Origin of the sequence: Pseudomonas vancouverensis (assembly GCF_004348895.1) — a bacterium.
GTDB lineage: Bacteria > Pseudomonadota > Gammaproteobacteria > Pseudomonadales > Pseudomonadaceae > Aquipseudomonas > Aquipseudomonas vancouverensis.
The window spans coordinates 104,916-124,699 of record NZ_RRZK01000008.1 but is presented as its reverse complement, the minus strand read 5'-3'; the positions used below and the strand labels follow the sequence as shown (position 1 = coordinate 124,699).

The 19,784-nt window shown below is 63.2% G+C and carries 15 protein-coding genes; 11 read left to right on the top strand and 4 right to left on the bottom strand.

Annotated elements, in window-relative coordinates:
• Positions 1-4: 4 nt before the first annotated feature.
• Positions 5-2,809, bottom strand: coding sequence for a multicopper oxidase domain-containing protein (locus EIY72_RS08290; RefSeq protein ID WP_093218646.1), 2,805 nt, complete (start codon positions 2,807-2,809; stop codon positions 5-7).
• A 186-nt stretch (positions 2,810-2,995) separates the two neighbouring features.
• Entirely contained in the window at positions 2,996-4,441 is a 1,446-nt protein-coding gene (locus tag EIY72_RS08285) for a sensor histidine kinase (protein ID WP_093218644.1), read from the bottom strand.
• Positions 4,442-4,721: 280 nt separating this feature from the next.
• Here EIY72_RS08285 and EIY72_RS08280 point away from each other — a divergent pair, with 280 nt between their 5' ends.
• The 4 genes from EIY72_RS08280 to EIY72_RS08265 all read left to right on the top strand — a co-directional run bounded on the left by EIY72_RS08280 (position 4,722) and on the right by EIY72_RS08265 (position 10,343).
• Positions 4,722-6,068, top strand: coding sequence for a hypothetical protein (locus EIY72_RS08280; protein ID WP_093218642.1), 1,347 nt, complete (start codon positions 4,722-4,724; stop codon positions 6,066-6,068).
• Between the two features lie 35 nt (positions 6,069-6,103).
• Positions 6,104-8,344: an Ig-like domain-containing protein gene (locus EIY72_RS08275; protein WP_093218640.1), complete on the top strand. Its 2,241-nt coding sequence runs from the start codon at positions 6,104-6,106 to the stop codon at positions 8,342-8,344.
• Positions 8,345-8,405: 61 nt separating this feature from the next.
• Positions 8,406-8,867 carry a curlin gene (locus EIY72_RS08270; protein ID WP_093218638.1) on the top strand — a complete coding sequence of 154 codons (462 nt, stop codon included), beginning with the start codon at positions 8,406-8,408 and terminating at the stop codon, positions 8,865-8,867.
• Positions 8,868-8,894: 27 nt separating this feature from the next.
• Positions 8,895-10,343 (top strand): curlin, encoded by a 1,449-nt coding sequence (locus EIY72_RS08265; RefSeq protein ID WP_093218635.1) that lies wholly within the window; start codon positions 8,895-8,897, stop codon positions 10,341-10,343.
• Positions 10,344-10,390: 47 nt separating this feature from the next.
• Here the strand turns inward: EIY72_RS08265 and EIY72_RS08260 are convergent, their stop codons facing one another.
• Together EIY72_RS08260 and EIY72_RS08255 are read right to left on the bottom strand one after the other, a co-directional pair.
• The gene (locus tag EIY72_RS08260) at positions 10,391-11,791 is read right to left on the bottom strand and encodes an FAD/NAD(P)-binding protein (protein WP_269457314.1); all 1,401 of its coding nucleotides are present in this window, start codon (positions 11,789-11,791) and stop codon (positions 10,391-10,393) included.
• 24 nt (positions 11,792-11,815) lie between these two features.
• A complete protein-coding gene (locus tag EIY72_RS08255; protein WP_093218633.1) occupies positions 11,816-12,379 on the bottom strand; it encodes a helix-turn-helix domain-containing protein in 564 nt (187 codons plus the stop codon).
• Between EIY72_RS08255 and EIY72_RS08250 the strand changes: the two genes are divergently transcribed.
• The 7 genes from EIY72_RS08250 to EIY72_RS08220 all read left to right on the top strand — a co-directional run bounded on the left by EIY72_RS08250 (position 12,374) and on the right by EIY72_RS08220 (position 19,659).
• Entirely contained in the window at positions 12,374-13,399 is a 1,026-nt protein-coding gene (locus tag EIY72_RS08250; protein WP_093218631.1) for a DMT family transporter, read from the top strand. The two genes, EIY72_RS08255 and EIY72_RS08250, sit on opposite strands and share 6 nt — an antisense overlap.
• A gap of 199 nt (positions 13,400-13,598) precedes the next feature.
• Positions 13,599-16,517 carry a monovalent cation/H+ antiporter subunit A gene (locus tag EIY72_RS08245; protein ID WP_093218629.1) on the top strand — a complete coding sequence of 973 codons (2,919 nt, stop codon included), beginning with the start codon at positions 13,599-13,601 and terminating at the stop codon, positions 16,515-16,517.
• Positions 16,517-16,861 carry a Na+/H+ antiporter subunit C gene (locus EIY72_RS08240; protein WP_007986256.1) on the top strand — a complete coding sequence of 115 codons (345 nt, stop codon included), beginning with the start codon at positions 16,517-16,519 and terminating at the stop codon, positions 16,859-16,861. Before EIY72_RS08245 ends, EIY72_RS08240 begins: the two co-directional genes overlap by 1 nt.
• Entirely contained in the window at positions 16,858-18,540 is a 1,683-nt protein-coding gene (locus tag EIY72_RS08235; protein ID WP_093218628.1) for a monovalent cation/H+ antiporter subunit D, read from the top strand. The genes EIY72_RS08240 and EIY72_RS08235 overlap by 4 nt, the downstream gene beginning before the upstream one ends.
• The gene (locus tag EIY72_RS08230; protein WP_093218627.1) at positions 18,537-19,025 is read left to right on the top strand and encodes a Na+/H+ antiporter subunit E; all 489 of its coding nucleotides are present in this window, start codon (positions 18,537-18,539) and stop codon (positions 19,023-19,025) included. The genes EIY72_RS08235 and EIY72_RS08230 overlap by 4 nt, the downstream gene beginning before the upstream one ends.
• Complete coding sequence (locus tag EIY72_RS08225) at positions 19,022-19,300, top strand: K+/H+ antiporter subunit F (RefSeq protein ID WP_093218625.1); 279 nt, start codon at positions 19,022-19,024, stop codon at positions 19,298-19,300. Before EIY72_RS08230 ends, EIY72_RS08225 begins: the two co-directional genes overlap by 4 nt.
• Complete coding sequence (locus EIY72_RS08220) at positions 19,297-19,659, top strand: Na+/H+ antiporter subunit G (RefSeq protein WP_093218624.1); 363 nt, start codon at positions 19,297-19,299, stop codon at positions 19,657-19,659. The genes EIY72_RS08225 and EIY72_RS08220 overlap by 4 nt, the downstream gene beginning before the upstream one ends.
• Positions 19,660-19,784: the final 125 nt, after the last annotated feature.

The following is a 19,784-nucleotide window of genomic DNA, read 5'->3' as shown; positions in this document are numbered from 1 at the left end:
CTCTTCATGGTTTGACTGTTACTTGTGGACCCAGGCCGTCGCCAGTGCGGAAGGTTGGCAGCGCGGCAGAGTTCACGTAGCGCACGCCGTCCCAGCTTGGCAGCGGTGTCGGCATCAACTGGAATTGTCCGGGCTTCTCAATGTCCCAACGCAGCAGCATCGAGTTGTCCTCGTGCTGGGTGTTGTGACAGTGCTCCATGTAGGTCCCGGCAAACTCACGGAAGTTGATTGCCATTTCCACGCTGTCCAGGCCATCGTTTTCCGAACCGATGCGGTACACGTCCTTGCGTGCCCATTTTTCCCACTCAGGCGGTGCCTTGCCGCCGCGACTCAAGATGATCCCCTCCTCGAAGTGCACGTGCACCGGGTGGCTCCAGCCCTTGCCGCCGAGCTTGATGTTCCATACTTCCAGGGTGCCGAAGCCGTTGGTGCCAGCGTCGGTTGGGCCGGTTTTCAGCTGCGTGGCCGCGTTCAGGCGACGAGGGTCCATGTGATAGCCGAAGCCGCCGTCGGTCTTGACGGTCCAGGGCGCTTCATCGGTACCGTCGGAGCGACCGAAGACAAAGCTGCGATGCCGGGCCTGGGACAGCAGCACCTTGTCGGCGGCGTTGTCGCGGTGGATCTTCAGCGGGATCATCACCAGGCCTTCAGCCTTGCCCGGTTTGGCCGGTTCGTACTTCGAAGGGTCCATGGCCAGGTCCTGACCGGTATAGGCCTTGACGTTGAGTTGCAACACCTTGCCCACCGCCGGATCGCCCTTGTCCCATTGCGGGCCCTTGCTGGTCTGCTTGATCACCGCCAGGTATTTCTCGGAGAGCACGTCAGCCAGGGAGATCGCTTCTTTCGGGCCCTTGCCGTCGTCATGGGCCAGCAGGTTGACGAAGAAGATCTTGTCCCCCGGCTTGATGCCGTTCTTGGCGAAGTTGACGATGATGTCGAAGCGTTCGGCGATACCTTGGGTCGGCAGGATGGCGTTGTGGTTCTGCTTGTCGCCGTCAGCGTCGAGGTCCATGGTGCCGTCGAACGGCACGGCGTGCTCCATGATGTTGCCGTCGTTGGCAATCATGTGGAACGGCACACGGGCATAGGACACACCCGAGCCTTTGGGTCCCTGGAACTCGCCACTGGTGCCCTTGATTTCCCGTACCAGGGCGAACTTGTAGTAGCGCGACACCGAGCCGTTGAGCATGCGGAACCGATAACTGCGGGCGCGCACGTCCAGGGTCGGTTTCCAGCCCCAGTTGACCACCACCTGGTCACCAAGGAAGCCGTCGGTGTTGAACGGGTTGAACCACAGCTGACCGTTCTGATCCCAGGCCTTGTCGGCAAACACCAGGTTGACGTCGTAGTCGCGGTTACCCCATGGCAAGCCACTGCCGCTGGGGAAACGCAGGTTGACGCCGTCATCGACGGCCTCGTTGCCACGGTCCAGGGCGCTGTAGTAGTTCATCATCGCCGCGTTGCCCTTGTAGACGTTCTGCGCGGTGAAATCGAGCATGTGGTCGTGGAACCAGTGGGTGCTCATGGTCTCGCGCCAGTCGCCACGGATCTTGATGGTGCCGTGGTCGCAGGTCTTCAGGCCCGGGCTCATGTCATTGGTCCACAGGGTTTCCCCCGGCGAGCAGGGGAACGCTGCCCGTGGGTCGGTCGCGGTGGTGTTGATGCTGTCGTAGCCGGCCAGCTGGATCGGCCAGCGATAGTCGTAGTACTGCCCCGGGAAGAAGAACGCGTTGGCATAGCCGTCGCTTTCCGCCGGTGCGTGACCGTTGTGCTCGTGGGTGGTGATGGTGTGCAGACCAAAACCCATGTTCGCCGACGGGTCGATGGGCAGGCCGTTGTAGTGGCGCATCAGCACGGGCTGGCCGTAGCGCACCATCAACAGTTTGGGCGGCAAGGTGCCGTCGAAGGTCCACACCGAGTTGTGGTTCTGCACCGGCATCAGCGGATGCAGGCGTGGCTCGACGCCTTTGGACGTACCGTCGGTTGCCGGAATGCCGGCGACGTTGTGATACAGGCCGCCCGGGCCGAACTCACCCACGGCGTAGTGGTGCATTTGCCGACTGTCACGCAGGCCGCCGTTGGTGCGGATACCGGTCTGCACGGTCTTGTAGGCGTACTGCGGGTAGAATTCGTTCCAGCGCTGGTGCGACCAGCCCTTTCCTGGTGGACGGCCTTCGGCGGACGAGCCGATATGGCGGTTGAGGAACTGTTCGATCTGCACCTGCCAAGGGTTGCGGTCGACCGAGTTGGAGTACTGGCTGGGGAACGGCGTCAACCCTGGCTGGCGCAGGAACGCGTCGAGGGCCAGGCTGGGCGGCGCACTGCGGGCGATACTGGTCGGATCTTGCGCTGGCAGCGGACCAATCCCCGGTGGCGGGAACGGCAGTTGCGCTGCCGGTGTGGTGGGGTCGAGTTTTTCCGGTCCGAACTCTTCGAACAGCAGCATCTGCTGAGTGAACGGCTGCGCCCCAAACAACGGGCTGGGCTTGCCATTGGTGGGGTAGTTGAAACTGGTCTGCTGCGCCGGTGGCAGCTGGTTTTCTACCCGGGTCGTGTTACGGGTGCCCTTGACCCCGTCAGGCAGGTCGAAAGAGTCTTCGTTGGCCTCCGGCATGCTGAGGATGGCATTGAGCGCCGCCGGTTCATCTGCAGGTTCATCGTAGTAGGCCGAAGGGTCCGAAGGCTCCGGCTGTCGTTCGTCGTCTATGGGGCTGGCACGCGTGATCCCTGTGCACAAAGTCATCGAAAGAAGGACGCTCAATGGCGCCAGCTTGAACCACTTGGAGGGGTACCGCGCTTTTCTGTCCATCACCAGCCGCCTCGTATTCGGGAAGGGGGTGATGGGGGATTTGCAAGGAGCTCGCCAATTTTGTAACGGGGTTATACAAAAGTATTAACACACTGAAAAACAATGGCTTATGGATATCAATGTGCCATGACCGGGAAAAACGACTGGGGATTGACACCCGCTAACGGGGAAAGTTCATCCCCAGAATCAGGGGACCAACTTGAACGACAGACGGACAGACGTGCCCTTGCCTTCGCGGCTGTCCAGGGCCACGGCACCGCCGAAACGCTCCATGATCCGCTTGACCAGCACCAGGCCGACGCCCAGCCCGCCCTGCTTGGTGGTGAAGAACGGCCGGAAGGCCATGCTGCGCTGTTCGGCGGTCATGCCTTTGCCTGTATCCGCGACCACCACGCTCACACCTTGGGTGCCGCCAGGCTCCAAGGTGATACTCAGTGTGCCGCCCCTGTCCATGGCTTCCACCGCGTTGGACAGCAGACTGTTGAGGATCTGCGTGAGCTGCACCTGCTGGCTCAGCACCATGGGCGTCTGGTCCGGGTCGAATACCACGGTGACCCGGGCCTTGGCGATCTGCTGCTCGTAGGCCATCAGGCTGTCGTGCAGCGCCGCCACCAGGTTCACCGGTTCCGCCTCGTCGCTGAGCGGTCGCAGTGATTGCAGCAACTCGCGTACCCATTTCGACATGCGGTCGACCTGGCCAATGATGTCGCTGATGTTCTTGTGCGCCGCGCCGCTGTCGAACTCCAGGGCCAGCTCGGCGCTGGAACGGATGGTGGCCAACGGGTTGCGCAAACTGTGGGCGACCGCCGAAGACATTTCCCCCAGGGCGACGAAGGTTTCGTTGGTGATCAGTTGTTTCTGCTGGGCCGCCAGCAGTATCGCCGCGCGCCGCACGATCCAGTACAGGCCCAGGTAGATCAATCCGCCGCCCAGGGCCGTGGCCAGCCAGATCAGCACCAGCCCGCGCTCCATGCGATTGATCAGGTCCTGGGGTTCCTTGTAGATCTCGACCATGGCGGTGACCGTCTTGCCATCGGCATCGAACAGCGGAATGTAGTTCTCGAGGAAGATGTACTCCGGCGGTGTCACGAACTTCTGTTCCATGCGCGTCTTGTCGACGTCGTGGTAACTGGCTGACACCGGCATTTTCTCTTTGAAAGCACGGTCGAGGTCTTCGTCGGCATGGATCGTGGTGCCCATCAACGCCGGGTTGGTGGACCAGATCACCATGCGGTCGGGGGCATAGATGTTGGCCAGGATCACGTCCGGCAGATGCTCGATATGGTCAAGGAATTCGCCCCGGGCGGCGGCCCGGGCCAGGGGGTCGACGTCGGTGTATTCGCGGTCTTTGCGCGGGTCGAGCAACTCGCCCATGGTGCGCACGTTGGGGATCGACACATGGCGCACCTCGGCCGAGGCAATCGCCTGGATGAACTGCGAGGTCAGCAGAGCATCCCGCTGCACGCTTTCGGTAATCACGAACCGCGTCGACACCGCCCCCAACGCCACGGCCACCGTGCCGATCACCGCCATGCTGATCAACGAGAACCAGCGCAGCAGGTTGAACGGCTGCTTGCGCGTGCTCAGGCGAATATCGCTTTCGGACGGAAGTGTCTTGGCCATTGTGTTCATTTTGATGCAGTTCCAAAAATCCCTATTGGTTTATAGCCCACTCATGGCGTTTTGCCCGAACCTGGGTCTGCCATTCCCCACCTGCCCCGTTGCACCCATTTGCCCCCAATGCTGGGGACAGTGGCCCGCCTGACGGCTCAGCCCACAGGCGTCGAGCAAAGCGCCAAACGCCTGTGAGCCGGGCGTTACGCAGCCATTTTCGCCGGTTGGCATGGAATCTGCCGATGCCCTCGCAACTGACCCAGCCCCAAGGGCAGGTAATCTGATAGAGGGAATACTCATGCACCCTTTACTGTCCAAAACCGCGACCGTCCTGGTCGTGAGCGCTCTGGCCCAAGGCGTCGCCCAGGCGGCGTTGTTCGCTGTAGACCCCGGACCCTACCTGCCCGCCAATGGCAATTTCGCCGCCTGGTATCAGGACACCCATGGCCGCACCCTGGACCTGTGCCTGTCCAAGGCTGTCAGTTCCAGGGTTCCCACGACGCCGGGCACGCCGACCTACATGTGCTCGCTGATCCCGAATCCCGGGATTTTCGATGACACCAAACCGTTGGTCTTCCCGACCAACTTCCCCGACGAAGCGTTCTGGGCCACCGGTGAAACCACCATCGTCGACGCTGCCCGGGGCATTGACCTGACCTACGTCTCGGCGCTGGAAGCGGCGTTCAGTGGCGGCGATCCGGTTGAAGGCGACCAGATCAGCTTCGCCCGTATCCGCATACGCGTCGATGTGCCCACCGCGGGCACCTACGTCATCACTCACCCTTACGGCGTCGAGGTGTTCAACATCGACACCCCCGGGCGGCGGGCGATCAACATGACCCGGGACATCGGCATCGGTGCTCCGAAAACCTACGACGGCGCGCTCAAGGGTGACGTCGGGCCGTTCCTGCGCAGCATCAACGGCCCCTACACCGAGACCAACCCGACTACCGGCCAGGCCGAACAGTTCGTCGGTGATCCGAACCTCAACGAGGCCGTCACCGGCAGCCCGTTCAATACCAACTACGTGCGCATCGAAGGGCCCAATGGCCTGGACCTGCGCACCGAGCTGTTTGCTGTGTCCGGCAAGTTGTCGACGGTGGTCCGGCCAACGCCGGTCATCACCCAGCGCAGCACCTATTCCCGGCATGCCGGTACCAGCGCCCCGGTGGCCCAGCAGGACGTGTTCGTCCAGGCGCCACCGCCACCGGCCACGGTCACCCTGGACAGCAATAACCCGGTGCTGAACTTCACCGAAGCGGACACCACCGGCCACTGGTACGCGCAATCGTCGACCAACCCGACCCTGCCCAGCACCCTGCAAGTGACCGCCGACAACCATCTGGCCATTGCCAGCAGCACCCCCACCACGCTGCCCATGCCCCTGACTGACCTGGTGGTGATCTCCCGCGCCGAGTACAGCCTGGGCAGCGGGCAAATCACCATCGTCGCCTCGACCAGTGACGAGACCTCGCCACCGGTCCTGACCGCGACCACCGACACAGGTGTCGCCATCGGCGCCTTGAGTGGCGACGGCGCCACGAAAAGCCTGGCCACCGGCATTTCGCCGATTCCACCCAGCAAGGTGCGCGTGACGTCATCCAATGGCGGCAGCGACACCGAAGAAGTGGTCATCGTGCAATGAACGCTCACATGCCCAGATCCCCATCAGGAGGCATCATGAACAATTGGCCACGCCTGGCGCTCAACGCCCTGGGACTGACTCTTTCGCTGTCCGGCAGCGCTTTCGCGCAACTCAATGCCGTCGACCCCGGCCCTTACACCTTCGCCACGGGTAAATTCCCGATCTGGTATCAGGACAAGAATCTGCTGTCGATGGAACTGTGCCAATCCCGGGCCGTCAGCTCGCGGGTCGGTGCTACCACGCCACCGGCGTACATGTGCACCCTGCTGCCGACACCCGGTATTTTCGATGACACCCAGCCAATGGTATTCCCCGACAACTGGCCGGACGAAGCCTTCTGGTTCCTCGCCGAAACCAACATCCCCAACAATGCTGCCGGTTATGGCATGGACGCGTACGTTGCCGGGATCGAAGCCGCCTTCGCCGGTGGCAATCCGCTCGATGGCGACCAGATCAGCTTCGCGCGGATTCGCATGAGGGTGAACATTCCCGTCGCCGGGACCTACACCATCACTCACCCCTACGGCGTGGAAACCGTCAGGGTGGACACCCCCGGGCGTCGGGCGATCAACATCACCCGCGATGTCGGCATCGGCGCACCGGGCGTGTTCAGTGGCGCGCTGGCCGGTGACATCGGTCCGTTCCTGCGCAGCGTCAATGGTCCCTACACCGAGGTGAACCCGGACACGGGCGCGGTGGAAACCTTCGTCGGCGATCCGAACCTCACCGAACAAGTGACCGGCAGCCCCAACAACACCAACTTCGTGCGTATCCAGGGGCCGGCCGGGACCATCCAGACCAACCTCTTCACCGTGGCCGGCAAGGTGCTCGACAGCCGCGCGCAAACCGCGGTGGACCTCGATCGCGCCACGTACCGGCGCACCAATGGCACCAATGGAACCAACACCCGGGTGGAAGTGTTCGCCAAGGCCGGCAACGGTTCGACCCTGTGCTTCCGCGAAAGCATTGCACTGGTCCCCGGCCCGCCTGTCACGCCGTGCCAGACCAGCATGTTGGGGGACAACAACGGCCACTACTTCGGTCAGCACCTGCTGGCCAACGGCACTGTACCGCCGGTCGTGGTCGTGACCGCCACCAATCCCGCCGGAACCACGCGACCTACCGCCGTATCGAGCAAGCTGTCCGACGTGGTGAAAGTGCAGACGGCACGCTATGACTGGAGCAGCCACAAGCTGCTGATCGAAGCCACGTCCACGGACGAAGTGGTAGTGCCGGACATGGTTGCCCAGGGCTTCGGTCGGCTGACGAAGAACGGCCTGACGCAATCGCTGACCGTTACTGAGCTGAAGCAGCCACCCGCGACCGTCACCGTCAAATCTGCCGCTGGCGGCAGCGATACCGAGCCGGTCGTGGTGGTCGGAACAGCGCCGGACTCCGGGCAGAATCAACGGCCGATCAACGTCAATGATGTCGCCAGCACCACCTTCGGCGTGCCGGTCACCATCAACGTGCTGGCCAACGACAGCGACCCGGACAACAACACGCCATTGAGCGTCACCGCGCTGACCCAACCGGCCGCAGGCCAGGGCACCGTGGCCATGGCGGTCAACAACGTGGTCTACACCCCACCGGCCGTGGTCAATGCGCCGCTGACCACCACCTTCACCTACAAGGTTCAAGACGCCAAGGGACTGGCCTCGGCCACTCCGGCGACCGTGACGGTCACCGTGGCGCCTAACCAACCACCGGTAGCCAATGCCGACAGCGCGGCAACCCAGGGTGTACCGGTGACCATCAGCGTGCTGGCCAACGACACTGATGTGGAAGGCAACTTCCCGCTGGCGATCGACAGCATCACGCAACCGGCAGCTGGCCGCGGTACGGTCGCCATCAGCGGCACCAACGTGACCTACACCCCGCCAGCCGTGGTACTGACGCCTTTCACCACGACCTTCACCTACGTCGCCCGGGACAGCTTTGGCGCCCTGTCGGCACCGGCCACGGTCACCGTGCAAGTCTCGCCACCGCTGGTGCTTGAAGTGTTCAACGTGACGGCGGCCACCGTCACTGCCCGTGCCGGCAACCGCTTCACCTGGAACTTCACCGGTACCTCGTCGACGGTCTTGGGCAACACGGTCACCGTTCAGGTCACCACCCCGGCCGGGCTGGTCACCCTGGGCACCGCCCCTGTGGCGATCACCGGACGCTGGACGCTGACAGTCACCAACACCACGGTCGCTCCGTCGCTCAACCCGACGGCGACCATCCGATCAACCCCGGGCTCGGTACGCAACGTCACTGTCACCGTGCAGTGAGTGCATGCCCCACCGGCCGGTTCGGTCGGTGGGGCCAGCCCCCCAACTCAAGGACCCTGTCATGAAAACATCGACCGCCGCCCTGCTCTGCCTGCTCCTGCTGTGCAGCGCTGCCGGCGTGCGGGCCGATGACCTGATGGACAACGGCGACCTCGGTCCCGGCGGCGATCTGGGTGAATTGCCACCGCCCGTGGGTCAGCACGCACTGATCGACCAGAACGGCCAGGCCAACATCGCGCTGGTGCAACAGAACGGTCAGTCGCTGCTCGGCAACATCGTCCAGTCAGGCAGCAATCAGGAAGCCTACATCCTGCAACAAGGCAGCGACCTGATGGCAATGATCACCCAGCAAGGTTCCGGCAACGATGCCTCGATCACTCAAACCGGCAGCCACAACCGTGCACAGATCTCCCAGAACGGCAACAACAACAGCGCCAGCATCGACCAGGCCGGCACGGGGCTGCAAAGCGCCGTGAGCCAGTCCGGAAACGGCATGAGCGTATCGGTCAAACAATATCGCTAAAGCCCTGCACCCCTTGGAGGTTCCATCATGTTCAAACTGACGCCCCTCACCGCCGCCATCCTGGTCATCGTCAGTGTCCAGGCAATGGCCGACGACAGCGTGTCCAACCAGACCCAGGTCGGTACCAGCAACATCGCCGACGTGAAACAGAACCTGGCGCCGATCAGCACCTCCACCCAGCAACAGCTCGGTGAAGGCAACGATGCGGCCTCGGTGCAGGACAACGCCTCCAGCACCATCAACCAGAACCAGCTCGGCAACTACAACGCCGGCTACGCCGAACAGCTGTACGAAAACGGCAGCACCATCAATCAGCAACAGAGCGGCAGCCTCAACACCGCCCATGCCAGCCAGTCGATCGGCGTGGGCAGCAGTCAGGCGTTGCAGCAGCAACAAGGCAACGGCAACTTCTCGTTCGTCTATCAGGACAGTCAGGACGGCACCACTGCCCAGACCTTCCAGTTCGGCGACAACAACGAAGCCAACATCGAACAGATGCAACTGGGCGTCGGTAACAACGCGACCATCATCCAGTACGGCAACACCAACTACGGCACCGCCGAACAGGTGTTCCAGAACGGCGGGCAGATCAATATCAACCAGGCCGGCAACGACAACTATGCCTATGGCGACCAGCGCAACGGCCAGGGCGGTAACGTGACCATCAACCAGTACGGTGACGCCAACGGCACCGAAGTCTGGCAAGACACCCAGCTCGCCAGCCAGGCCACCATCAACCAGTACGGCAACACCAACGAAACCGTGGTCGACCAGAGCTTCGGCGAAAACAACACGGCGCAGGTGCTGCAAGTCGGCGACCTCAACGCCATCTATGCCGACCAGTTCGAGTCCATCGGCTCGACCCTGGCGCTGTACCAGCAAGGCACCGGCAACGTGCACTACACCTATCAGAGCGGCGACAGCCATGTGCTCAACGCCACCTCTGTGGGTAATGGCAACAAGGTCTATGCCAGCAACTGGAAAGGCCCGCAGTCCGGCGGCCAGTTCGGCAGCAACCAACGGGCGACCATCAACCAGAACGGCACCAACAACGTCGCCAACTTCACCCAGAATGGCGCCGGCCATGTCGTGACCACCAACCAGACCGGGACCGGCAACACCACCACCATCAACCAGGCCGACTCGTACAACGAGCTGTACTTCGACCAGAACGGCAGCGACAACGTGCTCATCGCCGATCAGCGTGGCGAAACCAACCTGGCAATGGGCAGTTCGGTGGGTTCGGGCAACAGCACCGAGTTCGACCAGTCCGGCAGCGGCAACCAGGCGTACACCGCGCAGCTGTATGGCAGCGACAACATGATCACCGTCAAGCAGGCTGACACCATGAACGTGGCTTATGTGACCCAGGGCGGCACCGGCAACATTGCCAGCGTCGACCAGAGCGGCATGACCCAGACCGCCACCGTGCAACAGTACGGTACGGCCAACCAGGCAACAGTGTTGCAGCAATAATCGCGCGGCATGAACAACCGCAGCCCGGGTGAGGGGCTGCGGTTTTTTTATTGCACCAGGCGCGCAGCCAGCGCCTTGGCCTGGCTCGCCACGTCGGTCACGGCGGTACTTTCCCACCACATGCCGCGCAGCGGTGGCCCCATGGCGAACACGCGGCTGGACGCCTGTCCATCAGCCCCGAGCACCGCGCCATCGACCTGCGCCGCAATGCCCAAGGCCAACGGCCCCGGCTGCACCAGTCCACGGGCCAGCAGTTGCTGTGGCAGTGGCCGGGCGACCCGGCGCCAGTCGTATTCGATGCCGCTGGAGTTGATCAACGCTGCACCGCTGACCACGCAAGTCTGCGCCTCACCGCGACGGCGCAGGCAAATACTCACGCCGTTTCCGCTACCAGGCACCAGGCCCTTGAAGGACGCCGCGTGAATGCGCAGCCGCCCTTCCCCATGCAGGCGCGCCACCAACTCGGCGCTCAAGGGTGGCGAGCGATGGTGATGGCTTTCCCACCAGGGTCGCACATGCCGCACGAACTGGCGGCGCTGCACGTCCGTGGCCTGATGCCACAAACGGCCGATGTGCGCACGCATCGTGTCCAGTGGCGCTTGCCAGTCGATGCCCTCGGCCATGGCCTGGCGACAGTGGCGGCGCAGTTCGCGCATGAGCTGACGGGGTGTGCGGATGCTCAGGTCGTCGGCAAGAAAGTCGACCCAGGCCGGTGGCTGGCGGCGCACATGGGGTAGCAGGCCATGCCGGGAAAACACTTCGATCGGCCCGCGGTGCCCGGCCTGTTCGAGGGACACCACGGCATCGACCATGGTCAGGCCCGAACCGATGATCAGCACCGTCGATTGCGGATCGAGCTGGCGCATGGCGGCCACATCCCAGGGATCGAGTGCGGCGGCATTCAAGCCGCTGGATTGGGTCTGTGGGGTACGCGCGGCGGGAAACATGCCGGTGGCCAGCACCGCAAAGGCCCCCTGCAATTGCTGGCCGTCGCTCAAGGTCAGGTGCACGGCGTCGGCATCGCTTTGCAAATCGACGGCTTCAGCTTGTATGTGCTCGACCGTCGAGCCGTTCAAGGCGCCCTTCGCTTGCGCTTCTGCCAGACGCTGGCGGGCGTACAGACCGAAAATGCCCCGGGGCGGAAACAGCTCGCTGATCGGTACAGCCTGCTGATGGGACTGCGGCCAGCCGCCGGCGGCGATGTATTCGGTCAGCCATTGGGTGAGATCGTCGGCATTGTCCGGGTCGACGCTCATCCGTGCCGCGTTGCCGTTGAGCGTGTGGCCCAGCTCCACTGCACTGTAGGCTTCGCCTCGACCAAGCTCTGCGCGGGGCTCGATCACCAGCACTTTGCGCTTGCCCGGCAGACGCAGCAGTTGCGCCGCCAACATCGCGCCACTGAGGCCACCGCCGACGATCAGGATGTCCGCGTCATGGGTCAAGGTCAGGCTCCTTCCTTATTAAAGTTCGGGTCAGATCACCACATTACGCACAAAACGGGCCGCCACCGCGCCGTCGTTGCGATAGCAGTGCGGCTGGTTGCTGGCGAACATGAAGAACTCGCCCGCCGCGATATTCTGCGCATGCTCGCCGAGCATCACGGTCAGGCAGCCTTCGAAGACATAGATCTGCTCACTCCAGCCATCGGCATCCGGTTCCGAGGGGTAGATCTCCCCCGGTTGCAGGCACCACTCCCACTGTTCGACTTCGCGGCTGGCAGCAGCTTTGGAGAGCAACACCGCCCTACTGCCGGGAATCGTACCGGTCCAGGCCAGTTCGTTGATGCGGCTGGGGTCGCGGGCGTCGGGGGCCTGGATCAGGTCGCTGAAACCGACTTCAAGGGCTTCGGCAACGCGGTCGAGGGTGGTCAGGCTGACGTTCTTCTCCCCCGCCTCGATGGCCACCAGCATGCGCCGGCTGACGCCGGACTTTTCCGCCAATGTGGTCTGGCTCATGTCGGCGGCGTGGCGCAGTCGCCGAACGTTCTGGCTGACGTGCTGGAGGACGGAGGCGCGCTGCGTGGAATCTTTGTGCACTATATTGCTCACTTGGTGGGGTTGGGCAGTATACTGCGCAACATTCGGCGCATTGTGCGTCCCTCTTATGTAGCGTGCAAGGTCATGACGTCGCTGAACTCTCCCCAGGCTTCCTCCCGCTTCACCTCCCTCAGCAAGGCCGAGTGTGTACTGATACTGATCACCATGGTCTGGGGCGGCACCTTTCTGGTGGTGCAGCATGCGATGACCGTCAGCGGCCCGATGTTCTTCGTCGGCCTGCGTTTTGCCGCGGCAGCGTGCATCGTCGCGCTGTTCTCCTGGCGCCACCTGCGCGAGTTGACCCTGCTTGAACTCAAGGCCGGTACCTTTATTGGTGTGGCGATCCTGCTTGGCTACGGTTTGCAGACGGTCGGTTTGCAAAGCATTCCCAGCAGCCAGTCGGCGTTCATCACCGCGCTCTACGTGCCCTTCGTACCCTTGTTGCAATGGTTGGTGCTGGGGCGTCGCCCGGGGCTGATGCCGAGCATCGGCATCATGATGGCCTTTACCGGGTTGATGTTGTTGTCCGGGCCTTCGGGCGCCTCTTTCAACTTCAGCCCGGGCGAAATCGCCACGCTGATCAGCGCCGTGGCGATTGCCGCCGAGATCATTCTGATCAGCAGCTACGCCGGTCAAGTCGACGTGCGCCGGGTGACGGCGGTGCAACTGGCGGTGACCTCGGCACTGTCGTTCCTGATGATAGTGCCAACCCACGAAGCGATCCCCGAGTTTTCCTGGCTGCTGCTGAGCACCGCGCTGGGCCTGGGGGCGGCCAGTGCGGCGATTCAGGTGGCGATGAACTGGGCACAGAAAAGCGTATCACCGACCCGCGCGACCCTGATTTACGCCGGCGAACCGGTGTGGGCCGGCATCGTCGGGCGTATCGCCGGGGAACGCTTGCCGGGCATTGCGCTGGTTGGTGCCGGGTTGATCGTGGCGGCGGTGATTGTCAGTGAGTTGAAGGGCAAGGCCAAAGCGGCTGCCACGCAGGAAGCGCTGGAGCAGGAACCGCAGGAGTAACTCGCACCCCATCACCTTGTGGGAGCGCTTGCTCCCACAAGGTGATCGCAATGCACCTGCCCCAGGCAACGCTTCTCCTCGAAACAATGTGAATCAGGGATTTTCGGACTACCGTGTAGGATTCTGCGACAGCTTGGCGTTTGGCGATCCGGGAGCTGGCACGTATGATGCTTCACAAACTTCCGCAGATTAGAAGCCTATGTCCCTGATAGTTCTACTGCTTCTGCCTTTCATGGGCAGCTGTTTGGCGGCCGTGTTGTCGCACAACGCACGTAATACCGCAGCCTTGCTGGCAGGTCTGGTCGCTTTGATCGGCACGCTTCAGGTGGCTTTCCTGTACCCGCAGATCGCCCACGGCGGCATCCTCCGTGAAGAATATGTCTGGTTGCCCAGCCTGGGACTGAACTTCGTCCTGCGCATGGACGGCTTCGCCTGGCTGTTCTCCATGTTGGTACTGGGCATCGGCACCCTGGTGTCGCTGTACGCCCGCTACTACATGTCGCCGGACGACCCGGTACCGCGCTTCTTCGCGTTTTTCCTGGCGTTCATGGGCGCCATGCTTGGCCTGGTGATCTCGGGCAACCTGATCCAGATCGTGTTCTTCTGGGAACTGACCAGCCTGTTCTCGTTCCTGCTGATCGGCTATTGGCATCACCGCAGCGACGCCCGTCGTGGCGCCTATATGGCGCTGATGGTCACGGGCGCCGGCGGTTTATGCCTGCTGGCGGGGGTCATGCTGCTCGGCCATGTGGTCGGCAGCTATGACCTGGACAAGGTCCTGGCCGCCGGCGAGCTGATTCGCGCACATGCCCTCTACCCCATCCTGTTACCCCTGATCCTGATCGGCGCCCTGAGTAAAAGTGCGCAATTCCCCTTTCATTTCTGGCTGCCCCGCGCCATGGCGGCGCCAACCCCTGTCTCGGCTTACCTGCACTCGGCAACCATGGTCAAGGCCGGGGTGTTCCTGCTTGCAAGGCTCTGGCCATCGCTGTCGGGCAGCGAGGAATGGTTCTACATCGTCAGCGGCGCCGGGGCTTGCACTCTGTTGCTGGGCGCCTATTGCGCGATGTTCCAGAACGACCTCAAGGGATTGCTGGCCTACTCGACCATCAGCCACCTGGGCCTGATCACCCTGCTGCTCGGCTTGAACAGCCCGCTGGCCGCCGTGGCCGCGGTGTTCCACATTCTCAACCACGCCACGTTCAAGGCCTCGCTGTTCATGGCCGCCGGTATCATCGACCACGAAAGCGGCACCCGTGACATCCGCAAGCTCAGCGGCCTGATCAAACTGATCCCGTTCACCGCCACCCTGGCCATGGTTGCCAGCGCCTCCATGGCCGGTGTACCGCTGCTCAACGGTTTCCTGTCCAAAGAGATGTTCTTCGCCGAAACCGTGTTCATCAACGCCACGCGCTGGGTCGAACTGAGCCTGCCGATCGTGGCGACCATTGCTGGCACTTTCAGCGTGGCTTATTCCCTGCGCTTCACCGTGGACGTGTTCTTCGGTCCACCGGCCACCGACCTGCCGCACACGCCCCACGAGCCGCCGCGCTGGATGCGTGCACCGGTGGAACTGCTGGTGTTCACCTGCCTGCTGGTGGGGATTTTCCCCGCCCAGGTCATCGGCCCGTTGCTGGCCATGGCCGCGCAACCCGTGGTCGGCGGGCCCCTGCCTGAATACAGCCTGGCGATCTGGCACGGTTTGAACGCGCCGATGATCATGAGTCTGATCGCCATGGGCTGCGGCACGGTGCTGTATCTGCTGCTGCGTAATCAACTCAAGCGCGGACGCTTCAGTTTCCCGCCGCTGATTGGCCGCCTCGACGGTCAGCGCCTGTTCGAAAGCGCGCTGGTGGTGATGATGCAGCTGGCGCGGCGACTGGAGCGTCGCCTGGGCACCAAGCGCCTGCAGGCGCAGTTGTTCCTGATGGTGCTCGCCGCGGTCCTCGCCGGCCTGATCCCGATGTTGCACAGCCACCTGCACTGGGGCGACCGGCCGAAGATCCCGGGTTCGATCGTGTTCGTCACCCTGTGGTTGCTGGCGATCATCTGTGCGATTGGCGCGGCCTATCAAGCCAAGTATCACCGACTCGCGGCCCTGACCATGGTCAGCGTCTGCGGGCTGATGACCTGCGTGACCTTCGTCTGGTTCTCGGCCCCGGACCTGGCCCTGACGCAACTGGCCGTGGAAGTGGTGACCACGGTGCTGATCCTGTTGGGCTTGCGTTGGTTGCCGCGACGGATCGAAGAGGTCTCGCCACTGCCGAGCAGCCTGCGCCGGGCGCGGGTGCGGCGTATCCGCGACCTGCTGCTGGCGACGGCGGTGGGTGTCGGCATGGCGCTGCTGGCCTACGCCATGCTCACGCGCCAGACGCCCAACGATATTTCCTCGTTCTACCTCAGCCGCGCGTTGCCGGAAGGCGGCGGCAGCAACGTGGTCAACGTGATGCTGGTGGACTTCCGTGGTTTCGACACCCTGGGTGAAATCACCGTGCTGGTGGCCGTGGCGTTGACCGTGTTCGCCCTGCTGCGGCGTTTCCGTCCACCGAAAGAAAGCCTGCAATTGCCGGCGCAACAACGCTTGCTGGCGCCCGACGTGGTCACCGACCTGGTCAACCCGCGTCACGCCAGCGACACCGCGCTCGGCTTCATGATGGTGCCGGCGGTGCTGGTGCGCCTGCTGCTGCCGATTGCGCTGGTGGTGTCGTTCTACCTGTTCATGCGCGGGCACAATCAGCCGGGCGGCGGTTTCGTTGCCGGGCTGGTGATGTCGGTGGCGTTCATCCTGCAATACATGGTGGCCGGCACCCAGTGGGTCGAGGCACAGATGAGCCTGCGGCCGTTGCGCTGGATGGGCACCGGCTTGCTGTTCGCCACCGTCACCGGGCTCGGGGCGATGGCCGTCGGCTATCCGTTCCTGACCACCCACACCTGGCATTTCAGCGTGCCGTTGCTGGGCGACATTCACCTGGCCAGCGCGCTGTTCTTCGACATCGGCGTCTACGCCGTGGTGGTCGGCTCGACGCTGTTGATCCTCACCGCCCTCGCCCACCAATCGGTTCGTGGCCACAAGACCGCGGCCCAACCGAAATCCGTTGCTGCCAGGGGAGCCGTCTGATGGAAGAAGTCATCGCAATCGCCATCGGCGTCCTGGCCGCCTCCGGGGTCTGGCTGATCCTGCGTCCACGGACCTTCCAGGTGGTCATGGGCCTGTGCCTGCTGTCCTATGGCGTCAACCTGTTCATCTTCAGCATGGGCAGCCTGTTCATCGGCAAGGAGCCGATCATCAAGGACGGCGTGCCCCAGGACCTGCTGCATTACACCGACCCGCTGCCCCAGGCACTGGTGCTGACCGCCATCGTCATCAGCTTCGCCATGACCGCGCTGTTCCTGGTGGTGCTGCTGGCCTCACGGGGCCTGACCGGCACTGACCATGTGGACGGCAGGGAGCCCAAGGAATGATGTCGATGACTCACCTGATCGCGGCGCCGATCCTGCTGCCGCTGCTGACCGCCGCGATCATGCTGATGCTGGGGGAAAAACACCGCCCGCTGAAAGCCAGGATCAACCTGCTTTCCACCCTCGTGGGGCTGGGCATTGCCGTGGCGCTGTTGCAATGGACACAAACTACCGGTGTGCCAGGCTCCATCGGCGTCTACCTGCCCAGCAACTGGCAAGTGCCATTTGGCCTGGTGCTGGTGGTCGACCGCCTGTCGGCGCTGATGCTGGTGCTGACCGGTGTGATCGGCGTCAGCGCCCTGCTGTTCGCCATGGCGCGCTGGGACGGCGCCGGCTCGAGCTTCCACGCGCTGTTCCAGATCCAGTTGATGGGCCTCTACGGTGCCTTTCTGACGGCTGACCTGTTCAACCTGTTCGTGTTCTTCGAAGTGCTGCTCGCCGCTTCATACGGGTTGATGCTGCACGGTTCCGGCCGGGCACGGGTGTCGTCAGGGCTGCATTACATCTCGATCAACCTGCTGGCCTCGTCACTGTTCCTGATCGGTGCCGCGTTGATCTACGGTGTCACCGGCACCCTGAACATGGCCGACCTGGCGGTGAAGATCCCGTTGGTGTCCGAGGCAGATCGTGGACTGCTGCACGCCGGTGCGGGCATCCTCGCCATTGCCTTCCTGGCCAAGGCCGGCATGTGGCCGTTGAACTTCTGGCTGGTCCCGGCCTACAGCGCCGCGAGCGCACCGGTGGCGGCGATGTTCGCGATCATGACCAAGGTCGGCATCTACACCTTGTTGCGCCTGTGGACGCTGCTGTTCTCCGCCCAGGCAGGTGCATCGGCATTCTTTGGCAGCCAATGGCTGATCTACGGCGGCATGGCGACCATCGCCTGCGCCGGGGTGGCCATTCTCGCCGCCCAGCGCCTGGAGCGCATGGCCAGCCTGAGCATTCTGGTGTCGGCGGGGATCCTGCTGTCGACCATCGGTTTTGCCCAGCCGAACCTGATCGGTGCGGCGCTGTTTTATCTGGTCAGCTCGACCCTGGCATTGAGTGCGCTGTTCCTGCTCGCGGAACTGATCGAACGTTCGCGCTCGGCCAATGAAATCCCCCTGGAAGATGAAACCGAGCTGCTGCCCCGCCCGCTCGAATCCCTGCACCCGCCCAAAGGCATCAACCTCGACGATGACCAGAAAGCGCTGGTCGGTCAGGTGATTCCATGGACCATGGCCTTCCTCGGCCTGAGCTTCATCGCCTGCGCGCTGCTGATCATCGGCATGCCACCGCTGTCCGGGTTTATCGGCAAGCTCAGCCTGATCAGCGCACTGCTCAATCCCCTGGGCCTGGGCAACAGCGTCGAGCCGATTTCCGGCGTGGCGTGGGGGCTGACGGTGTTGCTGATCGTCTCGGGGCTGGCGTCGCTGATCGCGTTTTCGCGCATGGGCATCCAGCGCTTCTGGACGCCGGCGGAACGCCCTTCGCCGGTGTTGCGACGCCTGGAATGCGTACCGATCTTCGCCCTGCTCGGCTTGAGCATTTTCCTCACCTTCAAGGCCGAACCGCTGCTGCGTTACACCCAGGCCGCGGCTGACACCTTGAGCAACCCCGGGCAATACGTGGATGCCGTGCTCGGCACCCGCGTCGTACCTAACCCGACGAGCAAGACCGCGATGCTGGAGGTGCAGCCATGAAGCGACTGTTTCCGGCGCCGCTGCTGTCGCTGGCCTTGTGTTTGCTGTGGTTGTTGCTGAACCTGTCGGTGAGCCCGGGCAATTTGCTGCTGGGAGCCGCGCTGGGTTTCTGCGCGCCGTTGATGATGCGCAGGCTGCGGCCGCTGCCCGTGCGCATTGGTCGGCCGGGGGTGATCCTGCGCCTGGTGCTGGTGGTCGGTCGCGACGTATTGCTGTCCAACCTCGCGGTGGCCTGGAACGTATTGAGCGCAGGCCGTCGCCCGCCCCGCTCGCGGTTCATCAAGGTGCCGCTGGACCTGCGCGATGCCAACGGCCTGGCCGCGCTGGCCATGATCACCACGGTGGTTCCCGGCACGGTCTGGTCGGAGCTGGCGCTGGACCGCAGCGTTCTGCTGCTGCACGTTTTCGATCTGGATGACGACGCGTTGTTCATCGAGCATTTCAAGACGACCTATGAACGCCCGTTGATGGAGATCTTCGAATGAGCGCCTTGCTGTCGAACGCGATCGTGTTGAGCCTGTTCCTCTTTTCCCTGGCGATGATCCTCACGCTGATCCGCCTGTTCAAGGGCCCGTCGGCCCAGGACCGGGTCCTGGCGCTGGACTACCTGTACATCGTGGCGATGCTGATGATGCTTGCCCTGGGCATTCGTTATGCCAGTGACACCTACTTCGAGGCCGCGCTGCTGATTGCATTGTTCGGCTTCGTCGGCTCGTTCGCCCTGGCGAAATTCCTCTTGCGCGGCGAGGTGATCGAATGAACCCCGAACTGTCTTTGTGGGTGGAAATTCCGGTGGCGATCCTGCTGGTGCTCAGCGGCGTGTTCGCACTGATTGGCGCCACGGGTTTGTTGCGCATGAAAGACTACTTCCAGCGCATGCACCCACCGGCACTGGCCTCGACCCTCGGCGCATGGTGCGTTGCATTGGCGTCGATCATTTATTTTTCCGCGCTCAAGTCGGGGCCGGTGCTGCATGCCTGGCTGATTCCGATTCTGTTGGCGATTACCGTGCCGGTGACCACGCTGTTGCTGGCGCGGGCGGCGCTGTTTCGCAAGCGCATGGCTGGAGAGGATGTGCCGGCGGAGGTGAGCAGTCGGCGTAACGAGAGCGGGAGCTGATCCGAAGGATGCATTGATGGATCCGCCCCATCGCGAGCAAGCTCGCTCCCACAGGGGATGGGTGAACACCCCAGAACCAGTGTGGGAGCGAGCTTGCTCGCGATGGGGCCAGTCGCAGCGCCGAA

Excerpts from the sequence above, each read along its gene's own strand:
- EIY72_RS08290 (WP_093218646.1), bottom strand. The coding sequence starts at position 2,809 with ATGGACAGAAAAGCGCGGTACCCCTCCAAGTGGTTCAAGCTGGCGCCA.
- EIY72_RS08285 (WP_093218644.1), bottom strand. The coding sequence starts at position 4,441 with ATGAACACAATGGCCAAGACACTTCCGTCCGAAAGCGATATTCGCCTG.
- EIY72_RS08280 (WP_093218642.1), top strand. The coding sequence starts at position 4,722 with ATGCACCCTTTACTGTCCAAAACCGCGACCGTCCTGGTCGTGAGCGCT.
- EIY72_RS08275 (WP_093218640.1), top strand. The coding sequence starts at position 6,104 with ATGAACAATTGGCCACGCCTGGCGCTCAACGCCCTGGGACTGACTCTT.
- EIY72_RS08270 (WP_093218638.1), top strand. The coding sequence starts at position 8,406 with ATGAAAACATCGACCGCCGCCCTGCTCTGCCTGCTCCTGCTGTGCAGC.
- EIY72_RS08265 (WP_093218635.1), top strand. The coding sequence starts at position 8,895 with ATGTTCAAACTGACGCCCCTCACCGCCGCCATCCTGGTCATCGTCAGT.
- EIY72_RS08245 (WP_093218629.1), top strand. The coding sequence starts at position 13,599 with ATGTCCCTGATAGTTCTACTGCTTCTGCCTTTCATGGGCAGCTGTTTG.
- EIY72_RS08240 (WP_007986256.1), top strand. The coding sequence starts at position 16,517 with ATGGAAGAAGTCATCGCAATCGCCATCGGCGTCCTGGCCGCCTCCGGG.
- EIY72_RS08235 (WP_093218628.1), top strand. The coding sequence starts at position 16,858 with ATGATGTCGATGACTCACCTGATCGCGGCGCCGATCCTGCTGCCGCTG.
- EIY72_RS08230 (WP_093218627.1), top strand. The coding sequence starts at position 18,537 with ATGAAGCGACTGTTTCCGGCGCCGCTGCTGTCGCTGGCCTTGTGTTTG.
- EIY72_RS08225 (WP_093218625.1), top strand. The coding sequence starts at position 19,022 with ATGAGCGCCTTGCTGTCGAACGCGATCGTGTTGAGCCTGTTCCTCTTT.
- EIY72_RS08220 (WP_093218624.1), top strand. The coding sequence starts at position 19,297 with ATGAACCCCGAACTGTCTTTGTGGGTGGAAATTCCGGTGGCGATCCTG.